Origin of the sequence: Lysinibacillus sp. NPDC093190 (genome assembly GCF_050280425.1) — a bacterium.
Lineage (GTDB): Bacteria > Bacillota > Bacilli > Bacillales_A > Planococcaceae > Lysinibacillus.
Genome location: NZ_JBNNVG010000017.1, coordinates 35,245 through 54,407, shown reverse-complemented (window position 1 = coordinate 54,407; position 19,163 = coordinate 35,245). Strand labels below are relative to the sequence as shown.

Genomic DNA, 19,163 nt, shown 5'->3' with positions numbered 1-19,163 from the left:
ATTGTAATTATGAAGAAATGGAAAATTGCACTTTTATGGTTGCTACCGATTTTGGTAGCAATCGTTTCTCTTGGGATTGGTCGATTTGAAGTAGGTTTAGAGCAGATCATTAAAATACTGGCTTCTAAAGTAATTACTGTAGAGCAGACATGGACGCAGATGGAAGAAACTGTAGTTCTGAATATTCGTTTGCCAAGAATTTTACTAGCTTTACTAATTGGTGGTGGTTTATCTATTGCAGGTGCGGGATTCCAAGGGATGTTTGGAAACCCATTAGTATCCCCTGATATTTTAGGGGTTTCTGCAGGTGCGGGATTCGGAGCTTCACTAGGGATATTATTATTTGGTCAAAATATTTATGCGCAAATGTTGGCACTTCTCTTTGGATTAGGAGCGATTGGTTTTACGTATTTAATTGCTGGTGCAAAAAAGAATGCCCCTATTTTTATGTTTGTGTTAGCTGGTGTTGTGACTTCCGCACTTTTTAATGCATTAATATCGTTAACAAAATTTGTGGCCGATCCGGAGGAAAAATTACCGGCAATTACTTACTGGTTAATGGGGAGTCTTAGCACGGCAACCTACAAGGATTTATTTATTGGTGGTCCGCTAATTTTAATTGGAATCATATTACTGTATTTACTACGATGGAGGTTAAATATTTTAACATTGCCTGAGGATGAAGCAAAGTCAATGGGAATTCCAGTTACACGTTTAAAATGGTTAGTCATTTTCGGAGCAACTTTAATTACAGCTGCATCCGTAGCTGTTGCTGGTATTGTTGGTTGGGTTGGTTTAATTATTCCACATGTTGCACGTATACTTGTCGGAAATAATAATCAATTTGTATTACCGGTATCTGTGGCAATTGGTAGTGTTTATCTATTAATAATTGATGATTTAGCTCGTTCATTAACAGCAACGGAAATACCTTTATCTATTCTAACAGCAATTATTGGAGCGCCTTTCTTTGCTTATTTATTACGCCGTTCAGGAGGTGGCTGGGCATGAAAATTGAAGTTATAAACGGTAATTATCATTATGAAAGAAGAAGAAAAAAATTACCTGATTTATATGCACAAGACATCAATTTCTCATTGGATCCTGGTGAAATAATGGCGATTCTAGGTCCGAACGGAGCAGGGAAAACGACGTTGTTAAAATGTATAACAGGGTTACTTGAATGGAAAAAAGGAAAGACTTTAATCGACGACAAACCACTTGCAACATTAAATCGTAAAGAACTATGGAAACGTGTTGGTTATGTACCTCAAGCACATAAAATGGTATTTGGATTTTCAGTAGAAGAGCTTGTTGTAATGGGAAGGGCTCCGTATATTAGCACGCTAGCTCAGCCTTCTGCGAAGGATTTGGAAGCTGCTCATCAAGCACTGAAGACGATTGATATTTTACATCTTGCTAAAAAATCATGCAATGAAATTAGCGGTGGTGAGTTGCAGTTAGCTTTAATCGCAAGAACTCTTGTTTCGGAGCCAGAAGTTTTGATTTTAGATGAACCAGAGTCGCATTTGGATATTCAAAAACAAATAGTTATTTTACAAACTATTAAGCGTTTATCAAAGGAACGTGGTATTTCATGTATCATCAATACCCATTACCCAAATCATGCATTTTATCTAGCAGATCGAGTCTTAATGACAGCAAAAGAAAAAGGGGTCGTTTACGGTAACGTCCAGGAAGTAATGACAGAAGCAAGGATGAAGGAATTTTTTAATATTGAATTGAAAAAAATTATCTTTGAAGAAGAAGATTATCTGGTCGAAACGATGATACCACGTGCACTTGGTACGGAGCGTAACAGTCGTTATGATAAACTACAATAATAAACACGGTCTCTCCGTTCATGGTGAGATCGTGTTTATATTTAAGTATCTACATTACATGCTGAAAATTTTCCCTGGATTCATAATGTTATGTGGATCAAGTGCGGCCTTTATGCTCTTCATCACTAATAGAGATGTACCGTGCTCTGTAGACTGATATTTCATTTTTCCAATACCAACACCATGTTCACCAGTACAAGTACCACCACGCAGCAAAGCATATTGGACAATATGTTCATTGAAGCGATCTGCTTTTGCCTGCTCCTCAGCATCGTTTGGATCTAACATTAACAAGGCATGGAAGTTACCGTCTCCAACATGACCTACAATTCCGCCTGCAAGACCAACATCCTCAAGCTGTTCACGAGCATATAAAACGGATTCAGCAAGCATAGATATCGGCACACAAACATCAGTCGACATAAGCTTTTTCCCTGGATAGGCATGGATATATGCATAGGCCAATGAATGACGCGCCTCCCAGAGCTTATTCCGTGCAGCATTATCTTGTTCAAATTCAACAGTATGACAGCCAAAGTCCTCAAAAATTTCTCTAGCAAATTCTATATCAGCATGCATACCTGCTTCATTTCCGTGAAATTCTAAAAATAGTGTTGGTTTTTCATCATAGAATGTTTCATTATAAATATTTGCTTGTTTGATAGAGGCTTCATCGACCAGTTCAACACGGCCAATTGAAATGCCCGCTTGCAACAAAGCGGTTACTGCACCGACAGCATCGCCAACTGTCGCAAAAACTGCACGTCCCGCCGTTACAAATTCGGGTATACCATAGACTTGTAAAGTCAATTCTGTAAAGCAACCTAGCGTACCCTCAGAGCCAATGAAAAGGCCATTCAAGTGATAACCAGAAGAAGATTTTGCTGCTAAGCTACCGGTATGAATGACTGAACCGTCTGCGAGTACAACCTCTAAATCTCGTACTTGATCGCGCATAACACCATAACGCACTGCTGTTGTTCCGCTGGCATTAGTTGCGGCCATTCCACCAAGTGTAGCATCAGCACCAGGGTCAACTGTGAATTGAAGTCCATGTTTTTTTAATACTTTATTCAATTGGGCACGTGTTACACCCGGTTGTACTTTCACAAGCAGATCATCTGGTCGAATTTCTAAAATAGCATTCATTTCAGAGAAATCGATAGAAATGCCATTTGCAATGGGAATTGCATTTCCTTCCAAGCTTGAGCCAACACCAAAAGGTACGACTGGTACACGTTCCGCATGCGCAATTTTCAAGATGGCACTGACATCGGCCGTGGAACGAGGAAAGACAACGATATCTGGTAAGCTCATTGTATGATGAGATTCATCCCTTCCATGTAGCTGTCGCACCGTTTCGTTTGTTGACACCTGTTCTTCAGATAAAACCTTTTTTAGTTGATTTACTATTAATTCTACAGCAACAGTCATTCCAATCCCTCCTAATTTTCTGATAAGTTAAACTTTATCATGCATTTATTGGAAATGGAATGAACCGTCTATAAAAAATTAGTGAGCAAAGGCTTTTTCAAGTTTTTGAACAAATGCATCCTGCTCAGTAGGACTAGATTGCTGCCACCATTTTTCGAAAAACACACCAAGCCCTGGAAGTAAATGCTCTTCACCACGGCTAATTGCATCTTCGACAATATCCTTAAATTCGGCCGCTGATTGACCATGTACGTTTGTCGTAATCGCATCTCTTATTTGAAAATTCATCTATTTCGCCTCCTTAGTAGTAATTTGTCCAACCTTTTAAGAAATATGTATAGAATTACAGTTAAAAGGTATGATTTTTGAAATATCATATTGTTGTTATGTATAAATATTAAAAAGGACTTTTAAAAACTTTCTCATCATATTGACAAAAGGGTTGTTCGACATCCTCGTAGTATAATAACTAAGATAGAGGCACCTAGGAATAATGGATTGTGCACAGTCGATAGGACAATAGGATGACAACACAGCATAATAAACAGTTATCACCTGACCAACCATTTGATGAAGTATTAGAATTAGTCCAGCCGATGATAACGTCGATTTTGTTAAGGTGCCACATTTATAAGGATTTTGAGTATTATCGTCATATAGCATCCATAGCCGTGTGGGAGGCTTGGCGTAAAGCAGATCAATCAAAAGGACTGTTTTCTGCTTATATTTATACAACCGTTAAAGGAGAAATTTTAAAAGAGCTTTCAAAGGAAAAGAGCTTTGAAAATATGAACACACCTATGGATAATGAAATGATAAATTATATTCGAGATCATGAAATAAGTGAAAGAAGTCCAGTTCTTATAGAATGTATTATGTCTCATTTGAAATTTGAAGAAAGAAAAATTTTACTACTTTTTTATGTAGAAGGTTATAGTTATTTGGAAATAGCTAAAGAACTAGGTTTATCTGTGGACGCTGTTAAAAAAAGACGCACACGAATAATGATTAAACTTCGCGAGTTGTTATATTCTACAGACGAATAGAGCGTTAAAGCATTAAAGGTATGCTAATTTCAAAAAAATGAATATTGGCATACTTTTTATATTTGCACACAAATTCCAATAAAAATGCTATGATTTGTAATAAGTCAAAAAAAAATACAATTTTTAATTTTATTTTTCCTTTGGATAGATCATATTGCCTATCTAATTTGATATATATCGGTATGGAGGGTTTCTGTTGGAGAAAAGGTTGAATCAATTAGAGATAGAAAAGAAAGAGATTTGGTATATAGTATTGCCACTATTGCTAGTTATGCCACTATTAGGTTTAAGTAATCAGGTATTTGGATCTTTTAAGGAAGAAAGTTACATTTGTTTGAATTTGATTATACAAGTACTAATTATTGTTTTTACAATGGCAATCGCTATTCAATCTTGGCTCGTTTTTTCACACTTATTATCGAATCAAACATTATACATAGGTAATTTATTTTTTATCATCGCCTTGTTTGAATTCGTGAACTTGGCTATCGCTCAAAATCCAATGGCTGAAACACTATATTTGGAAATATGGTTGGATTTAATAAAGCGTTTATGTTTATCAATCGGTTTTCTTTTTATTATTTTAAAGCCAAAAAAACGCTTAACGATGAATGATCGTAATTATACATATAGCAGTTCCTTATTATTTGTACTACTGAGCCTTTTTCTAGTGTATTTCTCTTCGAAATATTTTTTACTTGAAGAACAATTGTTGCTAAAAGCAAACGCTATTGTTCATTTATTGTCTGCTGTCTTACAAGGTGTAACGATAGTGATTTTAAGTAAATATAAAGAAAAGTTGCCTAAACGAGTTATGTGGCTTATTAGCGCAGCATTTTATTTAATTATTAGTGATGTTTTCTTTGCATTCATCAAAGATTTGAAATCAATTTGGGGCTTTTCAGCATTAATTTATCAATTTTTAGCCTTCTACTTTTTCCTAAAAGCAATCTACTATACAACTGTTGAAAGACCATATCAGCAACTTTTAAAAACAAAGCGAGATCTTGAGCATTCACAGCAGGAGCTTCATTTTCAAGCTTATCATGATGATATTACTAAGCTTCCAAATGAACATTTATTATTGAAAACCTTAAAAGAGGATTTACATGATAACAGTCGTCAAAAAGCAATCATTGCAATAGAGATTGATCGCCTTGCTGGTATCCGCTCATCTATAGGTATTAGCTATTCTAATACAATGATGAAGCTCGTGGCTGCGAGAATTCAAGCCATATTACCTCCTCATTATTTTGCTACAAAGCTTCGTGAGGGGCAGTTTATTATTTATATAAATCATGTGAAGACAAGAGAAGAGTTGCTACAATTTTGCTTGAACTTGAAGAGTGCTATGGAAAAACCATTACAAGTACAACTATTTTCACTCAATGGGAATCTTAATATTGGAATTGCGATGCATGAAGAAGATTGCTCAGGTGAAGAGCTTTTAATGCATGCTCAATTAGCGATGCGGGAAGCGAGTCAAATACCTCAAAGATTTCTTTTTTATAAGCCATATATGTCAAATGGCCTTGCTGATCGTTTATTGATTGAGCAAGAACTCCATAAAGCATTAGCTAATGAAGAATTTTACTTGGATTTTCAGCCTCAAGTAAATTTAAAAACGGGTAAAATTGAATCGGTGGAAGCGCTAGTACGTTGGCGTCATCCAACTCGTGGTTTTGTTTCACCTGAGTTGTTTATCCCAATTGCAGAAGAATCTGGCCTTATTATTCCATTAGGAAAATGGATTTTAGAGACGGCATGCTTTCAAGCGAATGCATGGAAAGAGCAAGGATTGCCACCAATGAAGGTTGCCGTAAATTTGTCACTTGGACAATTATTCCAGCAAGATTTAGTGCAAATGGTGCAAGAGATTTTACAGAGAACAAATTTAGAACCAAAATATTTACAATTAGAAATTACGGAAAGTATGACGATGAATATCGATCAGATGACACAGCTACTTCATGAATTAAAGGCAATTGGAATTCAAATTGCTGTTGATGACTTTGGGACAGGGTATTCGTCGCTTTCATATTTAAAAGATTTTCCGATAGATTGCTTAAAAATTGACCGGGCATTCGTTCGAAATATTCAGCATAACCCAAATGATGAGGCGCTCGTTTCCATGATTTTATCAATGGCGAAGCATTTGAGATTAAAGGTTGTCGCTGAAGGAATAGAAGAAGTGGAGCAGCTTGCTTTCCTTATTAAAGGTGATTGCGATTATATACAGGGCTATTTATTTAGTAAGCCGATTTCTGCTGAACAGATTACCAATACCTTTAACGAGTTACACATTCGAGCAAGCGATATTTTAACAGAGTTTAAATATGAAGAGGATTACGTCATTTAAAGTTGGGATTATCAGAGGTGAAAAATTGAAAAAAATAATAACGGTATAAGGGTGTTATGAAGAGTAACTATTCCATTCACTTTTGGGATGCATTAATTTTATAAAAGTTCTATGTTGTTGTTAATTGGAGTGGAAGGCTACTCGACTCCCGTGGGAAAGCGAGAAAGACGAGACCCTGCACGGAGCGAATGTTTTCCGTGCGAAAGTGAAGCGACAGCAACGTAAGCGGAGGAAGTGGCTCGGCGCTCGCCCACAGGAAGCTCTGCGCGAAAGCGAAGCGTCAGCGACAAAGCGAGTAGCCTGGAACGGAAATCATCCCCTCGATTTGCCTGAGAGCTAAAGTTTATTTAATATGACTCCCTTAATTTCATTGCCGTAATAGTTTTCAACAACATGAAAACTGCTTACTTCGCCACAGGAAGTAAGCAGTTTTTTATTTGATGATAAAGTTTAATGTACGAGGTACTCTTCTTTTAATTCTCCTATGTCCACTTCGGATCGTTCCTCTAAAGAACGCCGTAAATGGACAGTTGCAGTTTTACCATCATCATGAAGTTTGTCAATCCAAATAGATACGCCATTATAGCTTACTTCATATTCTTTTGGTGAGGCGACAATTTCTTGTGCACGTGTATAATCCACTTGAAGGCCTCCTTATTTTTTTGTCTTGCCTTCTTTAGTGACTGAATTAATCATGTTCATAAACTCTTTAGAAAATTCTTCGCTAGCTTTGTCTGGCGCTATTTTTTGGTTTTTTGGCGTTTGAGGCAATGACCCTTTGTTGGCGCTTTTACCTTGCTTATTGTCTCTTCCCATGTTTAGTTTCTCCTTTCGTTTTGATATTTCTTAATATGGCTTTGAATTGATTTTTTATCATGGGAAAAACTAGGGAAGGTAAGAATTTATTGTAGAAATGTTTAGAACTTTTTGGGTTAATAGCTCATCTGTAAATGTGCATACTAATCTAAAAAGGTGTTACTTTTTAGATTAATTGCCAAAACCATCATATCAACATTCTTTTGTCATAAGTGGCGTCGGAACGGAATTCACCCTCGTGTTAATGCTGAGACTTTATTTATAATGAAACCTTTTTGATGGAAAAATCATTATTTAATAACGCCCAGTTTTGTGGGAAAGGAAAACCTAATGCCCAATAGCTAATACCTCGAAGGTTATATTCCTTCGTCATGTCAAACTTAGCTTGTGCACTTCTAGCGTCTTCAAACCATACCTCATGATTTTTACCTTGTTCATCAACATAACGGAAATACGGTGACTGTGCGGTCCTATCATATTGAATGGTTGCGCCATATTTTATTGCTCTGTTAAGGGCTTCTTGAGAGCTGAATGTTTCTGCCTCCTGACCTTTAACATGCGGTAGAAGCCAATCGCGAGCATAAATTTGAAAGCCTAAAAATATTTTGTTAGCAGGCATAACTGATAAAGCATATTCCACAACTTTTCTCATCTCGTTAATGGGTGAAATGGCTTGTGGTGGACCAAGTCGGTATCCCCACTCATATGTCATTAAAATTACAAAGTCTGCAATTCTTCCGTGTGCTTCATAATCATGTGCCTCATATAAAGTTCCTGCCTGCGTTGCGCTTGTTTTTGGCGCAAGTGCTGTTGATACTAGGAATCCCTTTGGATGAAGACGATCAACAGCTAATTGGAGGAAAGTATTGTAATTCTCTCGATCTGCTGGAAGAACGTTTTCAAAATCAACGTTTAGAACTTTATAGCCCTTTTCCTGCATCACTTGCAAAGTATTGTTGATAACCTTCTCCCGTAATTCTGCACTAGATAAAATAACATGTGATAAGTTGGAACCGGCTTCTGTGGAAGAGAAATTCGTAAGTGTCAGCATAGGTGTAATGTTTTTTGCAATAGCTGCATCGATCATTTCTTTATCCTTTATAGACTGTAGTGTTCCATCCTCCTTCATCATATAAGCAAAGGGGCTAAAATAAGTTAGTAAATGACCAATCGCGTTAATCGACTGCACAGCTTCTTTAGGCTCTTGATACGTATAAGCATTTACTTCAATGGAAGGCTTTGCTCTCGGAATAATCAAATGTGTACCAGTATAAATCATGTTTGGATTTGGAATTTCATTTTCTAAAACAATTGCTTGCACAGTCGATCCATGTTGCGTGGCAATTTGCGATAGAGTCTCTCCAGGTAGCACAATATGTGTAGTGGGTGGAATAATTAGTCTAGTTCCAGGTGTTAAAACATCTGGATTCGTTAAATGATTTTCTGTGATAATCGATTGCATAGTCACCCCATATTGTTGGGCGATCGACCATAAGGTGTCACCCTTTTTTACAATATGAGTTGTGTAAGGAGAAGGGATAACGAGTGATTGTCCGATTACTAATTGATTTGGATTAGATAAAGTGTTTAATTGGATAATGGAATTAATAGGCACAGAATAGCTGTTTGCAATCTGCCAAAGTGTTTCACCAGCGCTCACAACATGAATAATCATTAGGACACCTCCTTAGTGGTTTCAATATAGCATCATATGTATGAATAAAGAGAATGAGCATTTATCTTTCATTTTTAAGCGATAAAAATTTCAATTTTCATATTCTTTCCAAGTGATATGCATAGGATAAAACATATGCATGGCATCATTTGAGAGAGGAGTTGTATTTTGAAGAAAGTAAAGCTCACAGGAAGAATTGTTATCCCTGAAGATCCGGACTATGAGCAAGCAAGAACAAATAATAACTTAAATGATCCAAAATTTCCGAGTATCATTGTATTTTGTCGACATACGAAAGATGTTATCAATGCATTAAAGTGGGCGAGAGAAAATAATGAATCATTTCGAATTAGAAGTGGAAGACATAACTATGAAAATTATTCATTATTAAATGAAGGTCTTGTTATAGATGTTAGTGATATGAATGACATAACAATGAACCGGCAAGATATGACAGCGAGAATTGAAGCAGGCGCTAATTTAGGAAAAGTGTATCGGGTATTATGGGAAAATGGTTTTACAATCCCGGCAGGAACTGAAGGTAGTGTAGGGGTTGTTGGTTTGACGCTTGGTGGCGGTATTGGCATGCTATCGCGTCCATTTGGGCTAACATGTGACAATTTACTTGAACTTGAAATGGTTGTTGCAAGTGGTCATGAAGGGGCAGAAGTAATCCAAGCTAACAAGCAGAAAAATAGTGATTTATTTTGGGCAAGTTGTGGCGGGGGCGGAGGGAATTTTGGCATCGTTACAGCTCTTACATTTAAACTGCATCCTATTTCTAACGTATCGATTTTCTCCATTACATGGGAATGGGAGGATTTTGAACGAGCCTTTGATGCATGGCAAAAATGGGCACCTTATACAGATGAACGCTTGACCTCACAGATTGAGCTTAAATCTAAGGAAGTGGGTGAAATTGTTGCTCAAGGTGAGTTTTTAGGTACAGCATCTGAGTTAAAGAAACTACTCCGTCCTATAAGGAAAACAGGTTCACCAACGAATATATGGATAAAGGAAGTACCGTATATTAAAGCTGTAGAATTTTTTGACTTACCGAGCGGCAACAAACCAGCCCTTCGTAAAAGGTCAGGATCCTTTATTGAAAGGCCTTTCCCACATGCTGCCATTGTAAAAATGAAAGAATTTTTATCTAACGCTCCAAATAGAGATACGACCATTTGGCAGCAATCACTTAAAGGTGCGGTAAGTCAAATTGCGTCAAGTCGAACAGCTTATTATTATAGAAATGCTTTAATTGCCCAGGAGTATAATACTTCATGGAAAAAGGCTAAAGACGAAGAAAAAAATATTCAGTGGGTGGAGAATTTAAGAAGGGCTTTGTCACCTTTCACTACTGGTGATTATGTGAATTTCCCAGATCGTTTTATAAAAGATTGGCCAACTGCCTATTATGGTCGTAATCTTAGAATGCTTAGAGAAGTAAAGGGAAAATACGATCCGTTTAATGTATTTCATTTTCCTCAAAGTATTCCACCAAATAAAAAATGGCTTTAACTTCTTTCAGCAAATGTCTTGTGTAACGAAAGCGTAGCGACAGGTACAGAAATCTCCCATCTCTATAGGTGGTGAGATGAATGCGGTTTTAAGTCACTTTTCAGCGGGTGTCCAAACCTCTACTGAAATAGAGGAACTCAGTCTAAGAACGCCACGTCCTGTGGCAACGACTGAGTGACCAACATCGTGCTGCTGACGCTTCGCTTTCGCGCAAAAAACATCTGTTGGCCTAAAGCTTCCGGCGGATGTCACGGAATCGGAAAGGAATTCTTAAAGGATGCTAGCCTGAAATCATCGCATCCATGCGATAACGGCTAACTGACCTGCATCGGTGCCGCTGCCGCTACGCTTTCGCACAAAAAACATCTGCAGGCCTAAGCACAAAGCCGATTCCGGACGTAATTATGCCGAGGCATAATTGATATGAGGGACAATAGAAAGAAAGAGCAGACTGCAGTGGGGAATCTGCTCTTTTCTTCCGCATTAACTGGCCATAGACTATTTTTCTGCAAGTATTTTATTGATAGCGGGAATATCAGCGGGAGCAAAATTAAGATTTAAAAGTTCATTTCGTGGAACCCATCTAATTTCAGTATGTTCTAGCAGGACCGGCTCTCCCTTAGTAATCGACGCTTTAAATGTCTCTAAGCGTACAATAAATTTTTCGTATTCATAAATGGTATCCTCAACCTTTTCACCAACTTGTATTGAGCAATTAAATTCCTCTAATATTTCACGAGTTAAAGCTTGTTCAGGCGTTTCACCTTCTTCGATTTTACCACCAGGGAATTCCCAATAATTTGCTAGTACCATATTAGGATTTCTTAACGCACAAAAAATTTCATGCTTATCATTTTCAATAATGGCACCTACTACATGTACATTTCTTTTCATTATATTTTCACCCTCAAATTTATTTATGAATCTTAGCCATCCCAAAAATGGGAGATGTAATGAATTTCTAAAATATTGAAAATTATAACATGTATTTCTGAATTGCCCCATTTTCTAGTGGGTAATATTTTGTCTCATATCGTGGAGTTGATTAATTATTGGTCAACAGTAAAATAACAATAAAACTGTTTTTTGCATGACTATGTAATTTGTCGTTTTCTACTGTATAATAATGAACAGTAAATAGGAAAAAGGCGGTACGAGGTACGATGAAAAGAATTGAATCTACGCAAAATGCGTTAGTGAAATATTGGAAGAAGCTTGCGACAACACGTAAAGAGCGTGAAAGATCTGGAGAATTCATAGTAGAGGGATTCCATTTGGTGGAGGAAGCATTAAAAAATAGCGAGCAGGTACTACAGCTAATTGTACGTGAAGGTGTAGATTTACCAATGCTTTGGCCGATTGATAATGTAGCCGTCGTTGAAGTAACGGCGGCTGTTGCCAAGGAGTTTGCTGAAACGGAGACATCTCAAGGTGTATTTGCAGTTTGTAAACAACCTTTATTAAAAGAAGATGTAATGGCTTCGTGGCGCAAGGTGCTACTAATTGATGCCGTCCAAGATCCAGGAAATATTGGGACGATGATTCGTACTGCGGATGCAGCTGGTTTAGATGCAGTCATACTCGGAAAGGGTTGTGCGGATTTATATAATCCTAAAACGCTTCGCTCTGCACAAGGCTCACATTTCCATATTCCTGTCCTTCGTGGTGATTTAGAGGAATGGATTGAGCAGCTACAGGATAATGGTGTACCAGTATTTGGAACTGCTTTAGATGAGGATGCAGTTGTTTATAGTGATATTGAGCATACTGGTGCATTCGCTATCATGATGGGGAATGAAGGTAGTGGCATTCATCCACAACTACTTTCGATGACAGATCAAAATATTATCATTCCAATTTTGGGACAAGCGGAGTCTCTAAATGTAGCAGTGGCAACAGGAATAGTTTTATATGGATTTGTTAAGTAATTAATAAAAGTAATTTCAATTGTGGTTATAAGTATTTGATAAAATTGTTAAAAGTAGTCTTATTACCAAAATTTGCAGATGACATTTTTAAAAATATATACCCTGTGTATTAGTTGATTGGAGTGGAGACTGGGCGACTCCTTGGGAATTAGCACTAGAGGAACGAAGGCGTTATCACATCCTGTGATAACGCCTTCGTGACCAACATCGGTGCTGCTGCCGCTACGTTAGCACTACGCTTTCGCGCAAAAAACATTTGTTGGCCCGAGACGTCAGCGGCAAATGTTTTATCTGTGCGAAAGCGTAGCGTCAGCAACAAAGCGCCCAGTCGGAACGGAAATCAACCACACGTTTTGGTGATGAGCCTAAAATTGTCAATAGAACCATCATTATCGTTAGTAATAGGCACATGGCTCTTGATTTGACTTGGTATAGTATTGTATAATCACATGTAAAATGTATACATGAATACTTAAATGCTTTGACCGGGAAGTAGTAGAGATTGTGAATGGACGACAGGGAGCGCAGGCCGAAGATTGAGAGCCAGTGCCGTACCAATGCAGTTTTGAATTCATCCCGCGAGCAGCTACCGGGACCAGCGAAATGCTGTAAAGGTATGCCGGCTTTAATCTAGTCGTTATGTCAATGAAGTGATTGCTAGGAATTTTCCTTGCAATAACTAGGGTGGTACCGCGAATATGTCCTCGTCCCTTTTTTAGGGGCGAGTTTTTTTATGCCTTCAACAAAATTGGCATGGATTTGAACAAGGAGGGTTTATTACATGGAAGAGCAATTAAAGCAATTAGAGCAAGAAGCACTTGCTAAAATTGAAGCGGCAGCAAATTTAAAGGAATTAAATGATGTGCGAGTAGCATATCTAGGAAAAAAAGGACCTATCACTGATTTATTAAAAGGGATGGGGAAATTATCAGCTGAGGAACGCCCAAAAATGGGTGCCTTAGTCAATACAGTTCGTGAAAAGGTAACTGCTGTATTAGAGGAAAAGGTAACTGTACTAGAGGAAGCAGCAATTGCTGAAAAATTAGCAAGTGAGTCGATTGATGTCACTTTACCTGGCCGTGAAATTAAAGTTGGAAATCGTCATCCATTAACACGTGTTATTGAAGAAATTGAAGATTTATTTATCGGTATGGGCTATGAAATTGCCGAAGGTCCTGAAGTGGAAAAGGATTTCTATAACTTTGAAGCATTAAACTTGCCGAAGGGACACCCTGCTCGTGATATGCAGGATTCGTTCTATATTTCCGAGGAAATATTATTACGTACGCATACCTCTCCTGTGCAAGCTCGCACGATGGAAGAGAAAAAAGGTGAATCAATTCGCATTATTTGTCCAGGGAAAGTATTCCGCCGTGACAACGATGATGCTACACACTCACACCAATTCATGCAAATTGAAGGGTTAGTAATTGGCGAAAATATTCGTATGAGTGACCTTAAAGGAACGCTTGATACATTAGCGAAAAAAATGTTCGGTGCAGACCGCGAAATTCGACTTCGACCAAGCTTCTTCCCATTCACAGAGCCATCTGTTGAAATGGATATTTCTTGCTTCAAATGTGGTGGTTCTGGTTGTAACGTATGTAAAGGTACAGGCTGGATTGAAATTTTAGGTGCTGGAATGGTGCATCCAAATGTACTTGAAATGGCTGGCTATGATCCGAAGAAAGTGTCAGGCTTTGCATTCGGTATTGGTGCTGAACGTATCGCAATGTTGAAATATGGTGTCGACGATATTCGTCATTTCTATACAAGTGACACACGTTTCTTATCACAATTTGAGCGAACAGAGGCGTAAGGGGGATAAAAAATGTTAGTATCATTAGAATGGTTAAAAGATTATGTAAGTACACAGGATTTAACGCCTGAGGAGTTAGCTGAAAAAATTACGCGCTCTGGGATTGAAGTAGACGCAGTAATTGACCGTGCTAACGCAATGGATAAAGTTGTTGTCGGCTATGTCGTATCAAAAGAGAAACATCCTGAAGCAGATAAATTAAATATTTGCCAAGTGGATGTTGGTGAAGCTGAACCACAACAAATTATTTGTGGTGCTCCAAACGTTGATGCTGGTCAAAAAGTTATTGTCGCTCGTCCAGGTGCACATTTACTAGGCGGCATTAAAATAAAAAAAGCAAAACTTCGTGGACATGAATCAAACGGTATGATTTGTTCATTACAAGAGTTAGGAATCGAAGGGAAACTTGTTCCTAAAGCATATTCTGAAGGTATTTATGTGCTTCCTACCGAAGCTGAGGTCGGCTCGGATGCCCTTGCTATTTTAGGTCTACGTGACACAGTATTAGAGCTAGGTTTAACACCAAACCGCTCAGATGCGCTGTCAATGCTAGGCGTGGCGTACGAAGTTGGTGCAATTTTATCTGAAGAAGTGAAGTATCCAGAAATCGCCTACAGCACATCTTCTGAAAAAGCAGCAGACATGTTAAAGCTTCGAGTAGAAGATTCACAAGCAAACCCAATGTATGTAGCAAAAGTTGTGAAAAACGTAAAAATCGCGGAATCACCGATGTGGCTACAAAATCGCTTAATGGCAGCAGGCGTACGCCCACATAATAATGTTGTCGATGTAACAAACTACATTTTAATGGAATACGGTCAACCACTTCATGCCTTTGACTATGATAGCCTAGCAACAGGTGAAATCGTAGTGCGTAAAGCAACAGAGGGCGAAAAAATTACAACTTTAGATGACCAAGAGCGTACATTAAAAGCAACAGATTTAGTTATTACAAATGGCAAAGAGCCAGTAGCTATCGCAGGTGTAATGGGTGGTGCGAACTCTGAAGTAAATGATTCTACAACAACAGTTGTCATCGAATCTGCTTACTTCGACGGTTTAACTGTACGTCAAACATCGCGTCATCTTGGACTTCGTTCAGATGCTTCTGCTCGTTTTGAAAAGGGTGTTGACCCTAACCGTGTATTACCTGCTGCAGAACGTGCTGCAGCACTACTAGCTGAATTAGCTGGCGGTGAAGTGTTAGAGGGAACATGCATCGTGGATGAACTAGATAAATCACCAGCACGTGTTGTCGTTTCTCCAGATTTTATTAATGAACGTTTAGGTATGAAAATTTCGTTAGAAGAGATGCTGTCTATTTTAGAGCGTCTTAAATTTGGCGTAGAAGCAGCAAATGGTTTACTAATCGTTGATGCGCCAACACGTCGTCAAGATATTAAAATTGAAGAAGATATCGTAGAGGAAATTGCTCGTCTATACGGCTATGATGAAATCCCGATGACTTTACCAGAGGGAGCAAACCAAGTAGGCCGTCTAACGCCATATCAAGCAAATCGTCGTGTAGTTCGTAGTTACATGGAAGGGGCTGGCCTTTACCAAGCTGTCACTTACTCATTAACTTCAGATGCATTGTCACAACGCTTTGCATTGAAAGCTGAGCCGGTAACACGTTTACTAATGCCGATGAGTGAGGACCGTTCAACACTACGTCAAAGTCTTATCCCGCATTTAATTGAAGCTGCTGCTTATAATGTTGCACGTAAGGCTGACAATGTGGCATTGTATGAAATTGGTTCAGTATTCCTTGGTCAATCAGAAGAGGGGCTACCATATGAAGAAGAGCATGTGGCAGCAGTAGTAACAGGAAAATGGCTTGACCATGCTTGGCAGGGTGAGAAAAAAGCAGTAGATTTCTTCGTCTTAAAAGGCATTGTAGAAGGTGTTATCGGTAAGCTTGGTTTAGAGGACCGTATTTCATTTGTGAAAGCTGAAGTAGATGGATTACACCCAGGACGTACTGCAAGCATTCTTTTAGACGGTGAACAAGTCGGCATTATCGGTGGATTACATCCAGCAGAACAAAAAACATGGGGTGTAAAAGACACATATGTAATGGAAATGAATCTAGTATCATTATTAAATGCTACTGCAAAAGAAGCACCTCTAGGTTATACACCAGTGCCTCGCTTCCCAGCAATGTCTCGTGATATTGCGCTTATCATGGACCGTACAACAACAGCTGGAGAGGTTATTGCTGCGATTCGTTCAGCAAGCGTGAAATTATTGAAAGACGTTCGTGTATTCGACGTATATGAAGGTGAAAAAATGGAGGCTGGTAAAAAATCAGTAGCATTCTCCCTAACATACTTCGATCCAGAACGTACATTAACAGATGAAGAGGTTGTTGCAGCACATAACAAAGTGTTAAAAGCTATTGCAACAATTGAAGGCACAGAAGTACGCTAATTTAATAATTATTTTGTAAGCTGTCTCGTAGTGAGGCAGCTTTTTGTTTTGTTAACATCATACAACTGCTACAAGTAGTTTTTGCAGAAAATGTGAGAGAAGTAAGGCACTGGGAGAGAAGATACTCTAAGCTAATTCTCAATTTAAGTTTTTCATCAATATTTAGAAATAACAAAAAATAAATTTTTCATCTATATTATGTGTATAGTAAGTTTTGGATAGAAAAATTTACTATGGGGTGGTAGTTATTATGAAAAATCATCGAAAAAGAAGAGGCTTTTCCGTGCGAGCCCGATTAATATGGGCGTTTACTTTGACACTTTTAATCCCCAGCATTGCTATTGGTACGTTTTCGTATTTGAAGGCTTCTGATCAATATTACAAAGAATTAAGTAAAAGCTCACGCGAAAATGTCGATTTATTAAATACACTAATTTCAAATGAGATATCACCTATTCAAAGTGATGTGGAGTATTTAGCTGCTTCTTTTAATAAGAATGTGCAAGATGCAGATGCTTTAAAGGAATTAGAAAAATATAATGCTTTACATAGCAATGTCTCTGTTGTCAATTTGGCAATTGAGGGGCACAAATTTATGCGTGAACCACAAGCTGAATCCTCAACTGATTATGATCCATTTACGCGACCATGGTACTTAACGGCTATTGAATCACCTGGCAAAAACGTTATGATTGATCCATATAAATCAACGATTACAGGTGAATTAATATTAGCAGTATCAGCTGGTTTACAGGATCGTTCAGGAGTTATTTCTATTGGTCTAAATTTAGACGGAATTTCCGAGCTAGTGAATTCAGTGGAAATAGGTGATAATGGCTATGCTACATTAGTAAATGCCAATAATCTTATTATTGCTGATCCACAGTTAGAGGTAGGATCGGAGCTCAAAAAGTCATATATAGAAAAGATGCAAGGAAAAGAAGATGGTAGTTTTACCATTAAGGAAGATGGAAAAGAGTATCAAGTGTTTTTTACTACCAATAAACTAACAGGTTGGAAAATTGTTGGTACTATGGATTTAGCAGATGTAGCAACTGTCACAAAACCAATTTTAACAAACACTATGACAGTCATTGTTATTGCTCTTATCATATTTGGAATCATTGGTGCCTTCATTATAAGATCAATCATTCGCCCATTACAAAAGTTGTCAACAGTAGCTGAGCAGGTAGGAGACGGTGATTTACGTAATTTAATTGAAATTAAAAGACATGATGAGATAGGTAAATTGGCGGATATATTCAACAAAATGATTCTATCTTTACGTGGTGTAGTTGGTAACATTGGTGAGGAATCAAATCAGTTAGCTGCATCATCGGAGGAACTTACAGCCAGTACATCAGAAAATAAACGAGCTACATCGCAAATTGTTGATTCCATTCAAACATTTGCTGAAACGGTTGATTTGCAAGCCGAAACAATTAATGATAGCACTAACGCTGTACTTGAAATGTCTTCATCCATTCAGCAAATTGCAGTAAAGTCCGATACCGTTAATGAGATGTCGCATAAAGCAATGGAGGCTGTTGTGATAGGAGACAAAACTATTCAAACAGCAATTGGCCAAATGAAAATGATTCAAAGTACTGTCCAAGCACTTGAAAACACCGTACAAACACTAAGTGAACGTTCTAATGAAATCGGACGTATTGTAGAGGCAATTACGCAAATTGCTGATCAAACAAATCTTTTAGCTTTAAATGCTGCAATTGAAGCTGCTCGTGCAGGTGAGCATGGAAAAGGTTTTGCAGTTGTTGCTGATGAGGTGCGAAAACTTGCTGAGCAATCCGCACAATCAACAATGCAAATAAAAGATATCATTGATTATATTCAAGCTGATACAAAACTAGCGGTTGAATCAATGGCTGCTGGTTCAGCTGAGGTCGTAAAGGGAATTGATGTAACAAATATGGCAGGAAAGTCATTCAAAGAAATTAGTGATAATGTACAAAGCGTAACCTATGAAATAGGACAAATTTCAGAGACAGCAAAAGTTATTTCTGAACACTCCAATCAAGTGGCAATGGGAATTGAAAGTGTGCTTCAGCGAACAAATGAAAATACAGCAAGTGCACAAAATATTTCAGCCGCAACAGAGGAACAGCTTGCTTCTATGGAAGAAATCGCTGCATCGGCTGAAGCCCTTGCTAAAATGTCTGAAAATCTACAACAAACCATTAGACAGTTTAAATATTAAGCTAAACAAAATCTGATTATAATAAGTTTTGATATAAAGAATTTCGCTAACTATAGTAGAGAGCAAGTTGTATAAC

General features: G+C 37.9%; 15 protein-coding genes. 9 read left to right on the top strand and 6 right to left on the bottom strand.

The window, feature by feature from the left end:
- The first annotated feature begins 9 nt into the window (after positions 1-9).
- Entirely contained in the window at positions 10-1,011 is a 1,002-nt protein-coding gene (locus ACQKOF_RS14450) for a FecCD family ABC transporter permease (RefSeq protein ID WP_427558219.1), read from the top strand.
- Positions 1,008-1,844: an ABC transporter ATP-binding protein gene (locus ACQKOF_RS14445; protein WP_427558216.1), complete on the top strand. Its 837-nt coding sequence runs from the start codon at positions 1,008-1,010 to the stop codon at positions 1,842-1,844. Before ACQKOF_RS14450 ends, ACQKOF_RS14445 begins: the two co-directional genes overlap by 4 nt.
- A gap of 54 nt (positions 1,845-1,898) precedes the next feature.
- Here ACQKOF_RS14445 and ACQKOF_RS14440 read toward each other — a convergent pair whose 3' ends face one another.
- Positions 1,899-3,278: an FAD-binding oxidoreductase gene (locus ACQKOF_RS14440; RefSeq protein ID WP_427558213.1), complete on the bottom strand. Its 1,380-nt coding sequence runs from the start codon at positions 3,276-3,278 to the stop codon at positions 1,899-1,901.
- A 78-nt stretch (positions 3,279-3,356) separates the two neighbouring features.
- Positions 3,357-3,566 (bottom strand): small acid-soluble spore protein SspI, encoded by a 210-nt coding sequence (gene sspI / locus ACQKOF_RS14435; RefSeq protein ID WP_132357157.1) that lies wholly within the window; start codon positions 3,564-3,566, stop codon positions 3,357-3,359.
- A 236-nt stretch (positions 3,567-3,802) separates the two neighbouring features.
- Here sspI and ACQKOF_RS14430 point away from each other — a divergent pair, with 236 nt between their 5' ends.
- Together ACQKOF_RS14430 and ACQKOF_RS14425 are read left to right on the top strand one after the other, a co-directional pair.
- Complete coding sequence (locus ACQKOF_RS14430) at positions 3,803-4,324, top strand: sigma-70 family RNA polymerase sigma factor (RefSeq protein ID WP_427558211.1); 522 nt, start codon at positions 3,803-3,805, stop codon at positions 4,322-4,324.
- A gap of 271 nt (positions 4,325-4,595) precedes the next feature.
- Positions 4,596-6,683, top strand: a complete 2,088-nt coding sequence (locus ACQKOF_RS14425) for a bifunctional diguanylate cyclase/phosphodiesterase (protein WP_427558347.1) — start codon at positions 4,596-4,598, stop codon at positions 6,681-6,683.
- Positions 6,684-7,133: 450 nt separating this feature from the next.
- On the opposite strand, the gene ACQKOF_RS14420 is transcribed toward ACQKOF_RS14425, so the two are convergent.
- From ACQKOF_RS14420 to ACQKOF_RS14410, 3 genes are all read right to left on the bottom strand, one after another.
- Positions 7,134-7,325 carry an H-type small acid-soluble spore protein gene (locus ACQKOF_RS14420; protein ID WP_100544861.1) on the bottom strand — a complete coding sequence of 64 codons (192 nt, stop codon included), beginning with the start codon at positions 7,323-7,325 and terminating at the stop codon, positions 7,134-7,136.
- Between the two features lie 12 nt (positions 7,326-7,337).
- Positions 7,338-7,499, bottom strand: a complete 162-nt coding sequence (locus tag ACQKOF_RS14415) for a YfhD family protein (protein ID WP_427558208.1) — start codon at positions 7,497-7,499, stop codon at positions 7,338-7,340.
- Positions 7,500-7,758: 259 nt separating this feature from the next.
- Positions 7,759-9,174: a LysM peptidoglycan-binding domain-containing protein gene (locus ACQKOF_RS14410; RefSeq protein WP_427558205.1), complete on the bottom strand. Its 1,416-nt coding sequence runs from the start codon at positions 9,172-9,174 to the stop codon at positions 7,759-7,761.
- A 168-nt stretch (positions 9,175-9,342) separates the two neighbouring features.
- Here ACQKOF_RS14410 and ACQKOF_RS14405 point away from each other — a divergent pair, with 168 nt between their 5' ends.
- Positions 9,343-10,692 carry an FAD-binding oxidoreductase gene (locus tag ACQKOF_RS14405; RefSeq protein WP_427558203.1) on the top strand — a complete coding sequence of 450 codons (1,350 nt, stop codon included), beginning with the start codon at positions 9,343-9,345 and terminating at the stop codon, positions 10,690-10,692.
- Positions 10,693-11,190: 498 nt separating this feature from the next.
- Here the strand turns inward: ACQKOF_RS14405 and ACQKOF_RS14400 are convergent, their stop codons facing one another.
- A complete protein-coding gene (locus ACQKOF_RS14400; RefSeq protein WP_427558201.1) occupies positions 11,191-11,586 on the bottom strand; it encodes a (deoxy)nucleoside triphosphate pyrophosphohydrolase in 396 nt (131 codons plus the stop codon).
- A gap of 269 nt (positions 11,587-11,855) precedes the next feature.
- On the opposite strand from ACQKOF_RS14400, the gene ACQKOF_RS14395 reads away from it, so the two are divergent.
- The 4 genes from ACQKOF_RS14395 (at position 11,856) to ACQKOF_RS14380 (ending at position 19,087) form a co-directional block, all read left to right on the top strand.
- Positions 11,856-12,620, top strand: a complete 765-nt coding sequence (locus ACQKOF_RS14395) for a TrmH family RNA methyltransferase (RefSeq protein WP_427558199.1) — start codon at positions 11,856-11,858, stop codon at positions 12,618-12,620.
- Between the two features lie 781 nt (positions 12,621-13,401).
- On the top strand, positions 13,402-14,439 hold the full coding sequence (pheS, locus tag ACQKOF_RS14390; RefSeq protein ID WP_427558196.1) for a phenylalanine--tRNA ligase subunit alpha: 1,038 nt from the start codon (positions 13,402-13,404) through the stop codon (positions 14,437-14,439).
- A gap of 12 nt (positions 14,440-14,451) precedes the next feature.
- A complete protein-coding gene (gene pheT / locus ACQKOF_RS14385; protein ID WP_427558194.1) occupies positions 14,452-16,869 on the top strand; it encodes a phenylalanine--tRNA ligase subunit beta in 2,418 nt (805 codons plus the stop codon).
- Between the two features lie 250 nt (positions 16,870-17,119).
- Positions 17,120-19,087 carry a methyl-accepting chemotaxis protein gene (locus ACQKOF_RS14380; RefSeq protein WP_427558192.1) on the top strand — a complete coding sequence of 656 codons (1,968 nt, stop codon included), beginning with the start codon at positions 17,120-17,122 and terminating at the stop codon, positions 19,085-19,087.
- The last annotated feature ends 76 nt before the right edge of the window (positions 19,088-19,163 follow it).

Coding starts and splice junctions, on each gene's coding strand:
- ACQKOF_RS14450 (WP_427558219.1), top strand. CDS start 10: ATGAAGAAATGGAAAATTGCACTTTTATGGTTGCTACCGATTTTGGTA.
- ACQKOF_RS14445 (WP_427558216.1), top strand. CDS start 1,008: ATGAAAATTGAAGTTATAAACGGTAATTATCATTATGAAAGAAGAAGA.
- ACQKOF_RS14440 (WP_427558213.1), bottom strand. CDS start 3,278: ATGACTGTTGCTGTAGAATTAATAGTAAATCAACTAAAAAAGGTTTTA.
- sspI (WP_132357157.1), bottom strand. CDS start 3,566: ATGAATTTTCAAATAAGAGATGCGATTACGACAAACGTACATGGTCAA.
- ACQKOF_RS14430 (WP_427558211.1), top strand. CDS start 3,803: ATGACAACACAGCATAATAAACAGTTATCACCTGACCAACCATTTGAT.
- ACQKOF_RS14425 (WP_427558347.1), top strand. CDS start 4,596: ATGCCACTATTAGGTTTAAGTAATCAGGTATTTGGATCTTTTAAGGAA.
- ACQKOF_RS14415 (WP_427558208.1), bottom strand. CDS start 7,499: ATGGGAAGAGACAATAAGCAAGGTAAAAGCGCCAACAAAGGGTCATTG.
- ACQKOF_RS14410 (WP_427558205.1), bottom strand. CDS start 9,174: ATGATTATTCATGTTGTGAGCGCTGGTGAAACACTTTGGCAGATTGCA.
- ACQKOF_RS14400 (WP_427558201.1), bottom strand. CDS start 11,586: ATGAAAAGAAATGTACATGTAGTAGGTGCCATTATTGAAAATGATAAG.
- ACQKOF_RS14395 (WP_427558199.1), top strand. CDS start 11,856: ATGAAAAGAATTGAATCTACGCAAAATGCGTTAGTGAAATATTGGAAG.
- pheS (WP_427558196.1), top strand. CDS start 13,402: ATGGAAGAGCAATTAAAGCAATTAGAGCAAGAAGCACTTGCTAAAATT.
- pheT (WP_427558194.1), top strand. CDS start 14,452: ATGTTAGTATCATTAGAATGGTTAAAAGATTATGTAAGTACACAGGAT.
- ACQKOF_RS14380 (WP_427558192.1), top strand. CDS start 17,120: ATGAAAAATCATCGAAAAAGAAGAGGCTTTTCCGTGCGAGCCCGATTA.